Genomic DNA, 12,126 nt, shown 5'->3' on the forward strand with positions numbered 1-12,126 from the left:
CCCTCGCCGAAACCGGCGAGGGCATAATGCCCACGCCGGCTCCCGCGCCGCAGCGCCCGCCCAAGGAAAAACTGGGCTGGTTCGAGAAGCGCGACCGCCGCCGCCGCCGCCGCAAGATCTTCGAGGAGGTGCTGGGCTGGATTCTGGTGCCGGCCTTCATCTATCTGATCTATCTCGGCGTCCAGGCGGTCGGCGGCATACCCAAAGAGCTGATCGACTTCGCTAATGAGCTCGTCACCATGGCGATGAAGGGCGGCAAGGGCTGAGCACCCGCGGCCTTGCAGGGAGTGCAGGGCCGTTCCTCCTTCCGGAAGCTTGGCGGGCCCTTGCGAGGTAAGCCATAGGGGATGAATGGCCCGTGCGCTCTGCACGGGCCGTCTTGCTTTCCCCGAGGCTGCTCGCAGCGATGATCCCATGAGCGTATCCGCCGACTGGAGCTGGCAGCGCGTCGCGCTGGCCGGTGTGAGCGATGCGCTGCGGCTCCCGGCCTGGATCGTCGGCTTCGGGCTGATCGGTATCGGTTCGCTCGCCCGTGACGTCGGTTACCCGGTCGAGGTCGCCGTACTCTCGACTATTCTCGTCTGGGCCGGCCCTTCGCAGGTGCTGTTCTTCGCCTCCATCGCTGCCGGCGCCGCCTGGAGCGCGATCGCGATCGCGGTAGCCTTCGCCTCGCTGCGCTTCCTGCCGATGACGATGGCGATCCTGCCGCTGCTGCGCCGGCCCGGTCAGAGCATCTGGCAGCAGCTCTTTCTTTCGCACTACGTCGCAGTGACGGCCTGGACCGAGGGGCTGCGCCGCCTGCCGGGCATCCCGGTGCACCAGCGCGTGGCCTATTTCCTCGGCTTCGCCAATACCTGCATGGCGGTGAGCTCGGTCGGCACATTCGCCGGTTACTACCTGCTCGACACCCTGCCGATTCCCTTTGCAGCCGGACTGCTCTGCCTGACGCCGATCTTCTTCCTGGTCTCGCTGACGGCTGGCTTACGCCATCGCGGCGACGTCACCGCACTGGTTCTGGGGCTGGCGCTCGCGCCGCTCTGCGAGCGCTTCATCGGTGGCGGCTTCGACCTCATCGTCGCCGGGCTCATCGCCGGCAGCATCGCCTTCATGGTGGGCCGCAAGCGCAAGGCGGCCGCATGACCCAACCGATCGCCCTGCTCGACGGGCCGCTCTGGCCCTATCTCGCGCTGATGCTCTTCGCCGTGCTGCCGACCGAGATCTGGCGCTGGCTCGCCGTCGGCTTCGCGCGTGGGCTCGATGCCGACTCGCCGCTGCTCGAATGGGTGAGGGCGGTCGCGACGGCGCTGCTTGCCGGCATCGTTGCCAAGTTGATGGTCACACCACCGGGCGCGCTGGCCTATGCGCCGCTGTTCGTACGGGTCGCTGCGCTCGCCGCCTCCGCGGCCGTGATGGCCGTCAGCCGCCGCCGGATGATGCTGGCCGTTCTGGTCGGTGAAGTCGTGCTGGTCGGCGGCGTCTGGCTGTTCGGGGCGGCCTAGCCCCTTCCGGCGTCGAGCCGATCCCGCACAGGGCGGAGCTTGTCCGGGTTGCGAATGACGTAGATCGCCTGGACCTGCCCGTCGCGGATGTCGAGAACGAGCGCCTGCGCGGTGTCGGTTTCCATGCTGATATAGCCGGGCATGCCGTTGATCAGCACCGGCTCGTAGCGCGGGACGAAGCCCTGCCGTTCCGGCTTGCGGGCGAGGCCGGCGAAGAAGCGGCCGATCTTCTCGCTGCCGAAGATCGGGTTGAGCACCGAACTCGCCTTGCCGCCGCCATCGCCATGCAGCACTGCATCCTGCGCCAGCAAGCCCTTCAGGCTCGTGGGGTCGGTGCTGTGGGCCGCTTCGAAGAAGGCGACGGCATAGCGACGCGCCTCTTCGGCTGAGAGCGGGTGGCGCGGACCCTCTTGCCTTGCATGCCGGCGTGCCCGCGAGACGAGCTGCCGGCAGGCGGCCTCGCTGCGCCCGAGCGTCTCGGAGATCTCGGAGAAGGGCAGGTCGAACACGTCGTGCAGCAGAAAGGCGGCGCGTTCGAGCGGCGAAAGGCGCTCCAGCGCGAGCTGGAGCACATAGGGAACGTCGAGGCCCTCGTCACTGCTCGCGGTGCCGCCGATCTCCTCGATCAGCGGCTCGGGCAGCCAGGCGCCGACATAGTTCTCGCGCCGCCGCGTAGCCGATTTCATTAGGTCGAGACAGAGCCGCGTGACTACGCGCCCGAGCCAGGCGCGCGGATTCGCCAGCGCTTCCGGCGCGGAATCGTGCCAGCGCAGCCAGGCGTCCTGCACCACGTCCTCGGCGTCGCTGAGCGAGCCGAGCATGCGGTAGGCGAGGCGGGTCAGATAGGACCGGTGGGTCTCGAAGCCGGCGGCGGTGACGTCCGTCATGCAATCCTGTGAGTGCGGATCCTAGGCGGCGTCGACCTTGGGTGCCCTGTCGTTCGGATGATGCGAGCGGAAGCCGACCGCGATCCGGTTCCAGACATTGATCGTGCCGATGAGCAACGTGAGCTTGACCATCTCCTCCCCGCTGAAATGGCGCAAGGCCTCCTCGTAATCGGCATCGGGCGCATGGGTCTGCGGCAGCAGCGTCAACGCCTCTGTCCAGGCCAGCGCGGCGCGCTCGCGCGGCGTGTAGAGCGCGGATTCGCGCCAGGCGCTCAGCAGATAGAGCCGCGCCTCGCTTTCGCCGACCTTGCGGGCGTCGGCCGAATGCATGTGCAGGCAATAGGCGCAGCCATTGATCTGCGATGCCCGCATCTTCACCAGTTCGATCAGGCTGTGTTCGAGGCCGGACTCCTTGATCGCGGCTTCGAGCGCGATCAGTGGCTTCATCGTCTCCGGCGCTGTCGTATAGGGGTTGAGGCGTTTGCTCATGGTGGTTCTCGCTGTGGGACAGGTGTCGGCCAGCGGGCGAAGCCCGCCGGCAGGAGGCACGTTACCTGCTTAGGCGGCGGCTTCGGTCTTGCGCGCACGGTCGGCCGGGTGGCGCGAGCGGAAGCCGGCATTGATCCGGTTCCAGGCGTTGATCGTGGCGATCGAGAGCGAGAGATCGACGCACTCCTTCTCGCTGAAATGGGCGCGCAGCCCGGCGAAGGCCTCGTCACTCGGGCTGCCCTCCGAAAGACGGGTCAGCGCTTCCGTCCAGCCGAGTGCGGCCTTCTCGCGCGGCGTGTAGAGGTCGGATTCATGCCAGGCATCGAGCAGGTAGAGCCGGGCTTCGCTCTCCCCTGCCTTGCGGGCATCCATGGAGTGCATGTGCAGGCAATAGGCGCAGGCGTTGATCTGCGACGCCCGCATCTTCACCAGTTCGAGCAGGCTGTGCTCCAGCCCGCTCTCGTTGACGTAATTCTGGGTCTTCAGCAACGCTTCGATCGCGCCGGGGGCGACCTGGAAGGCATTGAGGCGTTGGCTCATGGTCTTTCTCCATCGGTTGATGACGACAAGACGAGGCAGCCAGGCCCCTTGTGACATGCCCCTCAGATTTTTTTCAGGGCCTCCCGAATTTTCTCGGCATTGCTGGCGAGCACCTCGTTCTTCTCCATCGCGCCCGTATGCGGACGCAGCGCCACGCCGTCGAAGCGTGGCATGACGTGGACATGGAGATGGAAGACGACCTGGCCGCCGGCCGCCTCGTTGAATTGCTGGATGGTGACGCCCTCGGCGGCAAAGGCGGCCTTGACGGCGCGCGCCAGCTTCTGGGTCGTCAATGCGACGGCATTCAGCGCTTCTGCCGGCGCGTCGAAGACGTTGCGGCACGCAATCTTCGGGAGCACCAGCACATGTCCTTCGGCGCGCGGCATGATGTCCATGATCGCGATCGTCTCGGCATCCTCATAGACCGTGTGGGAAGGCAGCTCGCCGCGCAGGATCTTGGCGAAGACGTTGGACGGATCATAGGCGGTCATGGCGGTTCCGATGGCTTGGAAGCGGAGCGCTGAACCTGTGGCCCCCACGCAAGGGCGTCAAGGCCGGGGAGGCGGGTCTCGCCCGCGTCAGGCGCCCAGCGACAATGTCTCCTCGACGGCACCGTCGAGAACGAGGTCGTCGCCAGCGCTCATCACCTGCAGCGCCGTCACGTCCAAACGCAAGAGCGGCTGGTCCCACCAGCGCGCGACGATATCAGCCAGCGCTGCCGTTTCGGCGGCATCGAGATCATCCCGGAGGTTGTAGAGGCCAACGAGCCAGAGATCGCCGGGAGGGCGCCCGAAGGCACCCTGCACCGCCTGCAGCATATTCGCGTCATCGCGCCTCTCGGGATAGACGGCGAGATAGAGCCGGCCGCGGTTGACGTTGCCGGAGAACAATCCGCGCAACTCGACGGCGAAGGGCTCGATCTGGGCGAGCGCGTCGCGCGTGGCCTGTGCGATCGCTGGCGGTTCCTCGATCCCGAGCGAGCCGCACACCGTGGCGTGCAGCTTGTCGCGCCGCTTCGGCAGGATCTCCCAGGCGATCTTGTCGGCGAAGGGCGCGGTCCTGAGCTCTTCTTCCAAGGCGCGAAAGGCGGCCGATGTCTGCAGGGCGGCATCATGAACCGGCAGCACCAGCGAGAATACCCGCGGATGCCGGCCCATCTCGTAGAACTTGCCTTCGCGCCGGGCGATCACGCGCGGATGCTCCGGTGCCACCAGCGGCAGATGCGCCAGCCTGTAGCTATCATCGAGCAGCAGCGGAGCGGAGAAATCGGTCAGGCTGCGCCGATAGCCGAGTTCGGCATCTCGGCAGAACATCGACTGATCTGCCGCCGCTGCGAACGTCACCGCGTCATTCATCGAGCATTCCCGTCTTGCGAAACGGAGTTTCGGCCGCGAGCGCGGCCTGTGCGGCGGCGATCTGCTCGCGCTCCTGCGTCAGATAGGCGGCGACCGGCCGGCGGAGCCCGGGATCGGCGATATGGTGCAGGGAGTGGGTGATGACGGGCCGATAGCCCCGCGCCAGCTTGTGCTCGCCCTGCGCTCCGGCCTCGACGCGGGCAAGCCCATGCGCGATCGCATAATCGATGGCCTGATGATAGCAGACCTCGAAATGCAGGAAGGGATGGTCCTCGATGCAGCCCCAGTTGCGGCCGTAGAGGGTGTTGGCGCCGCGGAAGTTGATGGCGCCGGCGATGTAGCGGCCGGCGCGTTTCGCCATCATCAGCACGATGCGCTCGCCCATCGCCGCGCCGACGCGCGAGAAGAATGCGCGGTTGAGATAGGGCCGGCCCCATTTGCGCGAGCCGGTGTCTTGGTAGAAGGCGAAGAAATCGTCCCAGACCGCTTCGGTCAGGTCGCAGCCCGACAGCGCCTCGATCGTGATACCGGCCGAGAGTGCCTCGCGCCGCTCGCGCTTCAGGGCCTTGCGCTTGCGCGAGGCGAGCGTCGCCAGGAAGTCGTCATAGCTCCCGAAGCTTTCGTTCTGCCAATGGAACTGCAGATCGTTGCGCTCGAGATATCCGGCCTGCTTCAGCGCGGCGACATCCGGTTCCTGCGCGAAGGTGACATGCACCGAGGAGGCCTGCGTCTGCCCCCGCAGCGCCTCCAGCCCGGCGATCAAGGCTGCGCGGGCCTCGGCAGCGCGCGGCCCGTCGGCAACCAGCAGGCGCGGGCCCGTCGCCGGGGTGAAGGGCGCCGCGACCTGGAGCTTGGGATAGTAGCGCCAGCCGGCGCGTTCATAGGCATCGGCCCAGCCATGGTCGAAGACGTATTCGCCCTGGCTGTGGCTCTTGAGGAAGCTGGGCGCGGCGGCGAGCAGTTCGCCCGCGCTATCCTCCACAAGGAGATAGGCTGGCGACCAGCCGCTGCGGCCACCGGTGCAGCCGCTTTCCTCCAGCGCGGTCAGGAATTCATGGCTGACGAAGGGGTTGTCCCGGTCGATGCCACCATCCGCATCGGCGGGGCAGGGCGCCGAGACGGCGTCCTGCAAGGCGAGAGGGTTGGCGCAGGCGTTCCATGCGCCTGCAGCTACGGCCTTGAGCGAGGTCGCGACGCGAACGATCAGATCGTCGCTCTCGCGTTTGCTCAAGGACGAAAGCCCTCGAAGACCATCTGGTCGGCGAACCTCGCCGCCCGCTGCCGATCCTCCGGCGTGCGTACGGTCCAGCTCATCAGCGGCAGCCCGAGCACGTTGCGGCAGAGATAGGGCGCGGCGCTTTCGAGGTCCGTGACCTTCCAGGACAGGAAGTGCGGCCGGCTCTCGGTGAAATGCAGCAGATTCGCCAGCGCATGTTTCCGTTCCGCGGAGAGCTTGTCGTAGTCCCCGTAATCATAGGCGTTCATCGCCACGATGCCGCGCGGAATCTCCGGCGCAATCTCGCGCAGAGCGGTCACGATCGCGGGATCGAAGGACTTGATCACGATCGGATGATCCCGGTAGCCGGCGACGACCTCGACCGTCCGGCGCGTCAGCGCCAGATCGCCGTCGAAGCGGCTCTTGATCTCGATGACAACAGGCACCCGCCCGCCGATCAGGTCGAGGAAGGCCGACAAGGTCTGGATACGGTCGCCGCTGCCCTTGAGCGTGATGGCGGAGAGCACCTCGGCCTTGCGTTCGACGACAGCACCGCTCTCACCCGTCAGCCGGTCGAGCACGAAATCGTGGAACACGACCGCCTCGCCATCGGCGGTGAGCTGGACGTCGCACTCGATGCCGAAGCCGCCGGCGATCGCAGCCTGCGCCGCCGAGGAGCTGTTCTCGATAACGCCAGCAGCGAGATCATGCAGGCCGCGATGCGCGATCGGCCGCGCGACCAGCCAGCCCAGGTCGGGCCGGCCGGCATTGTTGGAACCCTGTGCCATCAGAGAATCTCGAACATCGCCTCGACCTCGACGGCGGCGTCGGCCGGCAATTCGGCGACGCCCACGGTCGAGCGGGCATGGCGGCCGTTGTCGCCGAGCACTTCGACCATGAGATCGGAGGCGCCGTTCATGATCGCCGGCAGGGCCGCGAAATGCGGGGCGGCATTGATGAAGCCGCCGAGACGCACGCAGCGCACGATCCGGCCGAGATCGCCATCGAGCGCCGCCTTGGCCTGGGCCAGAACGTTGATCGCGCAGAGCCGCGCCGCTTCGAGGCCGGCCTCGTTGAAGATTTCAGCGCCGAGCTTGCCCTTGTGCTTGTCGGAAAGCTTGCCGTCGAGGCCGAAGCAGATCTGCCCCGAGATGATCAGCAGGTTGCCGGTGATGACATAGGGGACGTAGTTGGCGACGGGAGCAGCCGGGCTCGGCAGGGTGATTCCGAGTTCGGCGAGGCGCGTTTCGACGACGTTCATGGGCATGGCTCCGCGAGCGAGGCAGGGTCTTTCAAGACTGGTCTTTCATGGCCGAAGCCCGGACGGCCCGCAAGCATTGCGGCATGCGACGCCAGCAGGGGTGATGCGGCGTCAGGAAGCGGGCTCATCGCCATGTTTGCGCCATTGCCGCAATGCACCTAGATTTCCATCGAGGATCGAACGGAAAGCGGCGCATGAACGACACAGGTTTGAGGCTCGCGGCCCATGCGAGACAGGTCGGTATCGCAGCCCTGATGCTGGCCGGCGGGCCGGCCTGGGCGCAGGCAAATGCGGCGCAACCCGCGCCGGACCGGGTGGTGCTCGCGCCGCATCGCGCGGTCTACGACCTTGTCCTCGACAACGCCAAGCCATCCGGCAACATCGAGACGGCCAAGGGCCGCATCGCCTTCGAGTTCACCGGCGACGCCTGTGAGGGCTACGCCCTGTCGTTCCGGCAGGTGACGCAGCTCGGCACTGAAGCGGGGCCACGCGTCATCGATGCGCGCACGACCAGCTTCGAGGCAGGCGACGGCGCAAGCTATCGCTTCAAGACCGAAAGCTCCTCGGGCGGCGCCACACCAGAAACCGTCGACGGCACTGCCGAGAAGAACAGCGGCGGCTATGAGGTGAAGCTGCGCCAGCCCAAGGCCGAAATCCATCGCGACGGCGCCGATGCGCTGTTCCCGAATGCCCAGATGAAGGCCGTCATCCAGGCCGCGCGCACTGGCAAGCACACCCTCAACGTGCGGCTTTATGACGGCGCCAATTCGGGCAAGGAGGTCTACGACACGCTCTCGGTCATCGGGAAGCGCATCGAGAGCGAGCCATCCGAAAAGCCGCTGCAGCGTCCTGAATTCGAGAAGATGGCGCGTTGGCCAGTGACAATCTCCTATTTCAAGGTCGACTCGGGTGAATCGACGCCGTCCTATTCGATATCGTTCGAGCTCTACGAAAACGGCGTCACCGGCGCGATCAAGCTCGACTATGGCAGCTTCGCACTACGCGGCACGCTCACGCGTCTGGATCTTCTTCCTCAGGAAGCTTGCGTGAAATAGCCGGATTGGACGATCGGCGCTCCGGCAGCCTGAGGCTCAGCCCCTTGCCGATCGCCTCGTCGCCGAAGCGGGCGCGCAGCTTGTCGAGCGCGCCTTCCATCGCCTTGAGGCGCGGCGTCGCGGTATCGGCGAGGTCACCATGGTCCGCCTCCGCAGGCGGACTGAAATCGCTGGTGCCGATGCCGATCAGCCGGTAGCGCGGGCCGTTGCACTCGCGCTTCAGCAGGTCGCGCCCGGCGGTAAAGAGCCGGGCGGCGAGCTGTGTCGGCTCTGGCAGCCGCGTGGCGCGGGTGATGGTGTGGAAGTCCGCGGTCTTCAGCTTCAGCGTGATGGTCCGGCCGGCGAGTTCCTGCGCCTTCAGTCGCTTCGACGTCTTCTCGCAGAGCCGCCACAGGATCGGCTCCAGCTCGTCGAAGGCGGAGAGATCGATGTCGAGCGTGGTTTCGCTCGAGACGCTCTTGGTCTCGCGCTCGGGCGTGACCTCGCGCGGATCGATGCCGTTGGCGAGGTTCTTGAGCCGCGGGCCGTCCTTGCCCGCGATGCGGAAGAGCTTTTCGACCGGCGCCTCGCGGAGGTCTCCGATCAACTTGAACCCGCCTTCCGCCAGCTTCGCCACGCTCGCCGGCCCCATGCCGGGGATCAGGCTGACCGGCTTGTCGGCCAGAAATGGGACCGCGTCGCCTCGGCCGATGATCGAGAAGCCCCGCGGCTTGTCGAGGTCGGACGCGACCTTGGCCAGGAACTTTGCATAGGACAGGCCGACCGAGATGGTGATGCCGAGCTCTGCCTCGATGCGTTTGGCGAAGCGCGCCAGAGTCACGGCCGGGCTGGCGTGGTGGAGACGCTCTGTGCCGCCGAGGTCGAGGAAGGCCTCGTCGATCGAGAGCGGTTCGACCAGCGGTGTCAACTCGCGCATCATCTGCCGGACCTCGCGGCCGACGGTGACGTATTTCGCCATGTTCGGCTTGACCACCACCGCCTCGGGACAGGCCTTCAGCGCCTTGAACATCGGCATCGCCGAGCGCACCCCAAAGGTGCGGGCGATGTAGCAGCAGGTCGAGACCACGCCGCGCTTGCCGCCACCGACGATCACCGGCTTGTCCTGCAGGCTCGGCTCGTCGCGCTTCTCGATCGTCGCGTAGAAGGCGTCGCAGTCGATATGGGCGAGGCTGAGCGTGTCGCGCTCGGCGTGGCGGATCAGGCGCGGCGAGCCGCAGGCCGGGCAGCGCCGGAGCGGCCCTGCCGCCTCGTGATCCGCCAGGCAGTCGCGGCACAGGCTGCGCAGCGAAAGGGGATTCGCGGTCAAGAGAAGTCGTCCGGCTCCGGCCCGGCCAGCAGGCGGCGCGCCTCGCCGATGATTTCCGGATTCAGCCTTAAATTTTCGGCAAATTCGAGCAGGAGCGAATCGCTTCCTGCGATATGGTCGAGCACGGCTGCGAGGAAGCCGGGTTCGCTCGCGGCGGAGCGCAGATTGGCCGGGTTGAGGCCGGTTGCGCTCAGGAACGGCTCGATCCGTTCCGGTTCGGCGGCCAGGAAGCCGAGGGCGCGTAGCGCCAGTGTCTCTGCGTCCTCGGTGGTCAGTCGTGGTGCCATGGCCTGGGAGTCGCGTATCCGGTTTGCGTTTCGTCAACTGCTCGCGTGATAGCAATCATCGAACGACGCCGCCATTTTGGGAAGACCGCTGCCTGGCGGCGGACATCCCTGGCGCAAATGAAGGGCGGCCTGATGAAGACGGTTCTGATCGTCGAAGACAACGAACTCAACATGAAGCTCTTCAACGATCTTCTCGAGGCGCATGGCTATGCGACCCTGAAGACGTCGGATGGCATCGAAGCCATCGAGCTGGCGCGGACGCACCATCCGGCGCTGATCCTGATGGATATCCAGCTTCCGGAAGTTTCCGGGCTCGAAGTCACCAAATGGATCAAGGAGGACGACGACCTCAAGTCGATCCCCGTGGTGGCCGTCACGGCCTTTGCCATGAAGGGCGACGAGGAGCGGATTCGGGAGGGCGGCTGCGAGGCCTATCTCTCCAAGCCCATTTCGGTTGCAAAGTTCCTGGAGACCGTCCGCGCCTATGCCGGCGCCGCCTGAGCCGCGCAAGAGCGTTCCATGACTGCCCGCGTCCTCGTCGTCGATGACATCGTCGCCAATGTGAAGCTGCTCGAGGCCAAGCTCTCGGCAGAGTACTTCGGCGTGGTGACGGCGTTGAACGGCGCGGACGCGATTGCGATCTGTGAGCGCGGCGAGGCAGACATCGTCCTGCTCGACGTCATGATGCCCGGCATGAACGGTTTCGAGGTCTGCCGCTATCTGAAGGGCACGCCGGCGACCGCGCATATTCCGATCGTCATGGTCACCGCGCTGGATCAGCCGCGAGACCGCCTGCAGGGGCTCGATGCCGGCGCCGACGACTTCCTGACCAAGCCGCTCGACGATGCCGCGCTGTTCGCCCGGGTGCGGAGCCTGGCGCGGCTGAAGGAGATGACTGACGAGCTGCGCGGCCGTGCCGTTGCTTCGGTCCGGCTTGGCATGGCGGATCCGCTGGCCGCCGCCGCAGCAGAAACAGGGCTCAATGGCCGCATCCTGCTGGTCGAGGACCGGCCCAGCGTGGTCGAGCGGCTTCAGAGCGCGCTCTCGGCCTTCCATGCCGTCGAGGTCGAGAAAGATGCCCAGCAGGCTGCGCAGCGGGCTGCCGAGGGCGGCTTCGACAGCGTCATCATCAGCCTCGACCTGCAGGACCAGGACGGCTTGCGCCTGTGCAGCCAGCTGCGCTCGCTGGAGCGCACGCGCAACATCTCCGTGCTGTTGATGGGGGAGGCCGAGGATCGCGCCCGCATCCTGCGCGGTCTCGATATCGGCGCGCATGACTTCCTGCTCCGCCCGATCGACCGCAACGAATTGCTCGCCCGGGTTCGTACCCAGGTGCGCCGGAAGCGCTTCACCGAGCGGCTGCGCGACAGCGTGCAGTCCTCGATGGAGATGGCCGTGATGGATCAGCTCACGGGGCTGCACAATCGTCGCTTCATGACCAGCCGGCTCGCCATGATGTTCGACGAGTCGGCGCTGCGTGCCCGCTCGCTCTCGATCCTTCTGCTCGATGTCGATCACTTCAAGGCTGTCAACGACAGCTGGGGGCATGACGCCGGCGACGAGGTGCTGCGCGAGTTCGCCAACCGCGTCCGCGCCTGCACCCGCGGTATCGATCTCGTTGCTCGGATGGGCGGCGAAGAGGTTGTCGTCGTCCTGCCCGATACAGGGCGCGATGCCGCCTGCCAGGTCGCGGAGCGCATTCGCGAGCGGGTCGAAAGCGAGCCCTTCGCGATCCAGAGCGATACGCACGATATCAGGGTCACGGTTTCGGTGGGCGTCGCGAACCGCCGAGCCGGGGACGCCTCCTCGGCCGATATCATGAAGCGCGCCGATGACGCCCTCTATCGGGCCAAGGCTGGCGGCCGCAACCGCGTCGTCGCGGCAAGCGCCGCGTAGGCGACCAAGCTTCGCTCAAGCCAGGTCGATGGACGTTGGGGCTCGCCTGGCGGGCCTTGTCTGGCTGCCCTCGACGGCGGTGATCTGCGACATGAGGGCACTTCCGGCAAAATGCTAAGGCAGTGCGTGAACAAAAATCGGCAACGATCTGAAGTTGTTTCTGGAATTGCCGTAGAGTCAGCTGCGTCGCGCGGAAATTTAAGATTAGCCGGTAGGGTTAACGATCGATGAACGCAGGGGAATCGGTTGGATTTGATTGATTCGGATACGTTGCATTGTAAGGGTCGTTGCAACGCAGCGGTCCCGGTGACCGCTCCGGAACGCCCCTCGGGAGC

Annotated in this window: 16 protein-coding genes; 6 read left to right on the top strand and 10 right to left on the bottom strand. The window is 66.2% G+C overall.

Features of this window, described 5'->3' with window-relative positions; translation table 11 throughout:
- The first annotated feature begins 26 nt into the window (after nucleotides 1-26).
- From AC1DIN_RS25155 to AC1DIN_RS25165, 3 genes are all read left to right on the top strand, one after another.
- A complete protein-coding gene (locus tag AC1DIN_RS25155) occupies nucleotides 27-266 on the top strand; it encodes a hypothetical protein (protein ID WP_476811726.1) in 240 nt (79 codons plus the stop codon).
- A 148-nt stretch (nucleotides 267-414) separates the two neighbouring features.
- The gene (locus tag AC1DIN_RS25160) at nucleotides 415-1,140 is read left to right on the top strand and encodes an AzlC family ABC transporter permease (protein ID WP_476811727.1); all 726 of its coding nucleotides are present in this window, start codon (nucleotides 415-417) and stop codon (nucleotides 1,138-1,140) included.
- A complete protein-coding gene (locus AC1DIN_RS25165; RefSeq protein WP_441470381.1) occupies nucleotides 1,137-1,499 on the top strand; it encodes an AzlD domain-containing protein in 363 nt (120 codons plus the stop codon). Before AC1DIN_RS25160 ends, AC1DIN_RS25165 begins: the two co-directional genes overlap by 4 nt.
- Here AC1DIN_RS25165 and AC1DIN_RS25170 read toward each other — a convergent pair.
- The 8 genes from AC1DIN_RS25170 to AC1DIN_RS25205 all read right to left on the bottom strand — a co-directional run bounded on the left by AC1DIN_RS25170 (nucleotide 1,496) and on the right by AC1DIN_RS25205 (nucleotide 7,247).
- Nucleotides 1,496-2,386: a sigma-70 family RNA polymerase sigma factor gene (locus AC1DIN_RS25170; protein ID WP_476811728.1), complete on the bottom strand. Its 891-nt coding sequence runs from the start codon at nucleotides 2,384-2,386 to the stop codon at nucleotides 1,496-1,498. The genes AC1DIN_RS25165 and AC1DIN_RS25170 overlap by 4 nt on opposite strands.
- A 21-nt stretch (nucleotides 2,387-2,407) precedes the next feature.
- Nucleotides 2,408-2,875: a carboxymuconolactone decarboxylase family protein gene (locus AC1DIN_RS25175; RefSeq protein ID WP_441470379.1), complete on the bottom strand. Its 468-nt coding sequence runs from the start codon at nucleotides 2,873-2,875 to the stop codon at nucleotides 2,408-2,410.
- A gap of 69 nt (nucleotides 2,876-2,944) precedes the next feature.
- Entirely contained in the window at nucleotides 2,945-3,415 is a 471-nt protein-coding gene (locus AC1DIN_RS25180; RefSeq protein WP_441470378.1) for a carboxymuconolactone decarboxylase family protein, read from the bottom strand.
- 62 nt (nucleotides 3,416-3,477) lie between these two features.
- Complete coding sequence (locus AC1DIN_RS25185) at nucleotides 3,478-3,906, bottom strand: HIT family protein (RefSeq protein WP_476811729.1); 429 nt, start codon at nucleotides 3,904-3,906, stop codon at nucleotides 3,478-3,480.
- 87 nt (nucleotides 3,907-3,993) lie between these two features.
- The gene (locus tag AC1DIN_RS25190) at nucleotides 3,994-4,770 is read right to left on the bottom strand and encodes a 2'-5' RNA ligase family protein (RefSeq protein ID WP_476811730.1); all 777 of its coding nucleotides are present in this window, start codon (nucleotides 4,768-4,770) and stop codon (nucleotides 3,994-3,996) included.
- The gene (locus AC1DIN_RS25195; RefSeq protein WP_476811731.1) at nucleotides 4,763-6,001 is read right to left on the bottom strand and encodes a GNAT family N-acetyltransferase; all 1,239 of its coding nucleotides are present in this window, start codon (nucleotides 5,999-6,001) and stop codon (nucleotides 4,763-4,765) included. Before AC1DIN_RS25195 ends, AC1DIN_RS25190 begins: the two co-directional genes overlap by 8 nt.
- Nucleotides 5,998-6,774 (bottom strand): glycerophosphodiester phosphodiesterase family protein, encoded by a 777-nt coding sequence (locus tag AC1DIN_RS25200; protein ID WP_476811732.1) that lies wholly within the window; start codon nucleotides 6,772-6,774, stop codon nucleotides 5,998-6,000. The genes AC1DIN_RS25195 and AC1DIN_RS25200 overlap by 4 nt, the downstream gene beginning before the upstream one ends.
- Nucleotides 6,774-7,247, bottom strand: a complete 474-nt coding sequence (locus AC1DIN_RS25205; RefSeq protein ID WP_441470373.1) for a RidA family protein — start codon at nucleotides 7,245-7,247, stop codon at nucleotides 6,774-6,776. The genes AC1DIN_RS25200 and AC1DIN_RS25205 overlap by 1 nt, the downstream gene beginning before the upstream one ends.
- Before the next feature lie 194 nt (nucleotides 7,248-7,441).
- Here AC1DIN_RS25205 and AC1DIN_RS25210 point away from each other — a divergent pair, with 194 nt between their 5' ends.
- Nucleotides 7,442-8,302, top strand: coding sequence for a cell envelope integrity EipB family protein (locus AC1DIN_RS25210; RefSeq protein WP_476767226.1), 861 nt, complete (start codon nucleotides 7,442-7,444; stop codon nucleotides 8,300-8,302).
- Here AC1DIN_RS25210 and AC1DIN_RS25215 read toward each other — a convergent pair.
- Both AC1DIN_RS25215 and AC1DIN_RS25220 read right to left on the bottom strand, forming a co-directional pair.
- Nucleotides 8,259-9,608: a DNA polymerase IV gene (locus tag AC1DIN_RS25215; RefSeq protein ID WP_476811733.1), complete on the bottom strand. Its 1,350-nt coding sequence runs from the start codon at nucleotides 9,606-9,608 to the stop codon at nucleotides 8,259-8,261. The genes AC1DIN_RS25210 and AC1DIN_RS25215 overlap by 44 nt on opposite strands.
- The gene (locus tag AC1DIN_RS25220; RefSeq protein WP_476811734.1) at nucleotides 9,605-9,895 is read right to left on the bottom strand and encodes a DUF3572 domain-containing protein; all 291 of its coding nucleotides are present in this window, start codon (nucleotides 9,893-9,895) and stop codon (nucleotides 9,605-9,607) included. Before AC1DIN_RS25220 ends, AC1DIN_RS25215 begins: the two co-directional genes overlap by 4 nt.
- 129 nt (nucleotides 9,896-10,024) lie before the next feature.
- On the opposite strand from AC1DIN_RS25220, the gene AC1DIN_RS25225 reads away from it, so the two are divergent.
- Together AC1DIN_RS25225 and AC1DIN_RS25230 are read left to right on the top strand one after the other, a co-directional pair.
- Entirely contained in the window at nucleotides 10,025-10,396 is a 372-nt protein-coding gene (locus tag AC1DIN_RS25225; RefSeq protein WP_441470415.1) for a response regulator, read from the top strand.
- A gap of 18 nt (nucleotides 10,397-10,414) precedes the next feature.
- Nucleotides 10,415-11,791, top strand: a complete 1,377-nt coding sequence (locus tag AC1DIN_RS25230; protein WP_476811735.1) for a PleD family two-component system response regulator — start codon at nucleotides 10,415-10,417, stop codon at nucleotides 11,789-11,791.
- Nucleotides 11,792-12,126 lie beyond the last annotated feature (335 nt).

It is taken from the genome of Allobosea sp. 05T438 (assembly GCF_056396025.1).

Bases quoted from the DNA above. Each gene is read 5' to 3' on its own strand.
- AC1DIN_RS25155 (WP_476811726.1), top strand. From the start codon at position 27: ATGCCCACGCCGGCTCCCGCGCCGCAGCGCCCGCCCAAGGAAAAACTG.
- AC1DIN_RS25160 (WP_476811727.1), top strand. From the start codon at position 415: ATGAGCGTATCCGCCGACTGGAGCTGGCAGCGCGTCGCGCTGGCCGGT.
- AC1DIN_RS25165 (WP_441470381.1), top strand. From the start codon at position 1,137: ATGACCCAACCGATCGCCCTGCTCGACGGGCCGCTCTGGCCCTATCTC.
- AC1DIN_RS25170 (WP_476811728.1), bottom strand. From the start codon at position 2,386: ATGACGGACGTCACCGCCGCCGGCTTCGAGACCCACCGGTCCTATCTG.
- AC1DIN_RS25175 (WP_441470379.1), bottom strand. From the start codon at position 2,875: ATGAGCAAACGCCTCAACCCCTATACGACAGCGCCGGAGACGATGAAG.
- AC1DIN_RS25180 (WP_441470378.1), bottom strand. From the start codon at position 3,415: ATGAGCCAACGCCTCAATGCCTTCCAGGTCGCCCCCGGCGCGATCGAA.
- AC1DIN_RS25185 (WP_476811729.1), bottom strand. From the start codon at position 3,906: ATGACCGCCTATGATCCGTCCAACGTCTTCGCCAAGATCCTGCGCGGC.
- AC1DIN_RS25190 (WP_476811730.1), bottom strand. From the start codon at position 4,770: ATGAATGACGCGGTGACGTTCGCAGCGGCGGCAGATCAGTCGATGTTC.
- AC1DIN_RS25200 (WP_476811732.1), bottom strand. From the start codon at position 6,774: ATGGCACAGGGTTCCAACAATGCCGGCCGGCCCGACCTGGGCTGGCTG.
- AC1DIN_RS25205 (WP_441470373.1), bottom strand. From the start codon at position 7,247: ATGAACGTCGTCGAAACGCGCCTCGCCGAACTCGGAATCACCCTGCCG.
- AC1DIN_RS25210 (WP_476767226.1), top strand. From the start codon at position 7,442: ATGAACGACACAGGTTTGAGGCTCGCGGCCCATGCGAGACAGGTCGGT.
- AC1DIN_RS25220 (WP_476811734.1), bottom strand. From the start codon at position 9,895: ATGGCACCACGACTGACCACCGAGGACGCAGAGACACTGGCGCTACGC.
- AC1DIN_RS25230 (WP_476811735.1), top strand. From the start codon at position 10,415: ATGACTGCCCGCGTCCTCGTCGTCGATGACATCGTCGCCAATGTGAAG.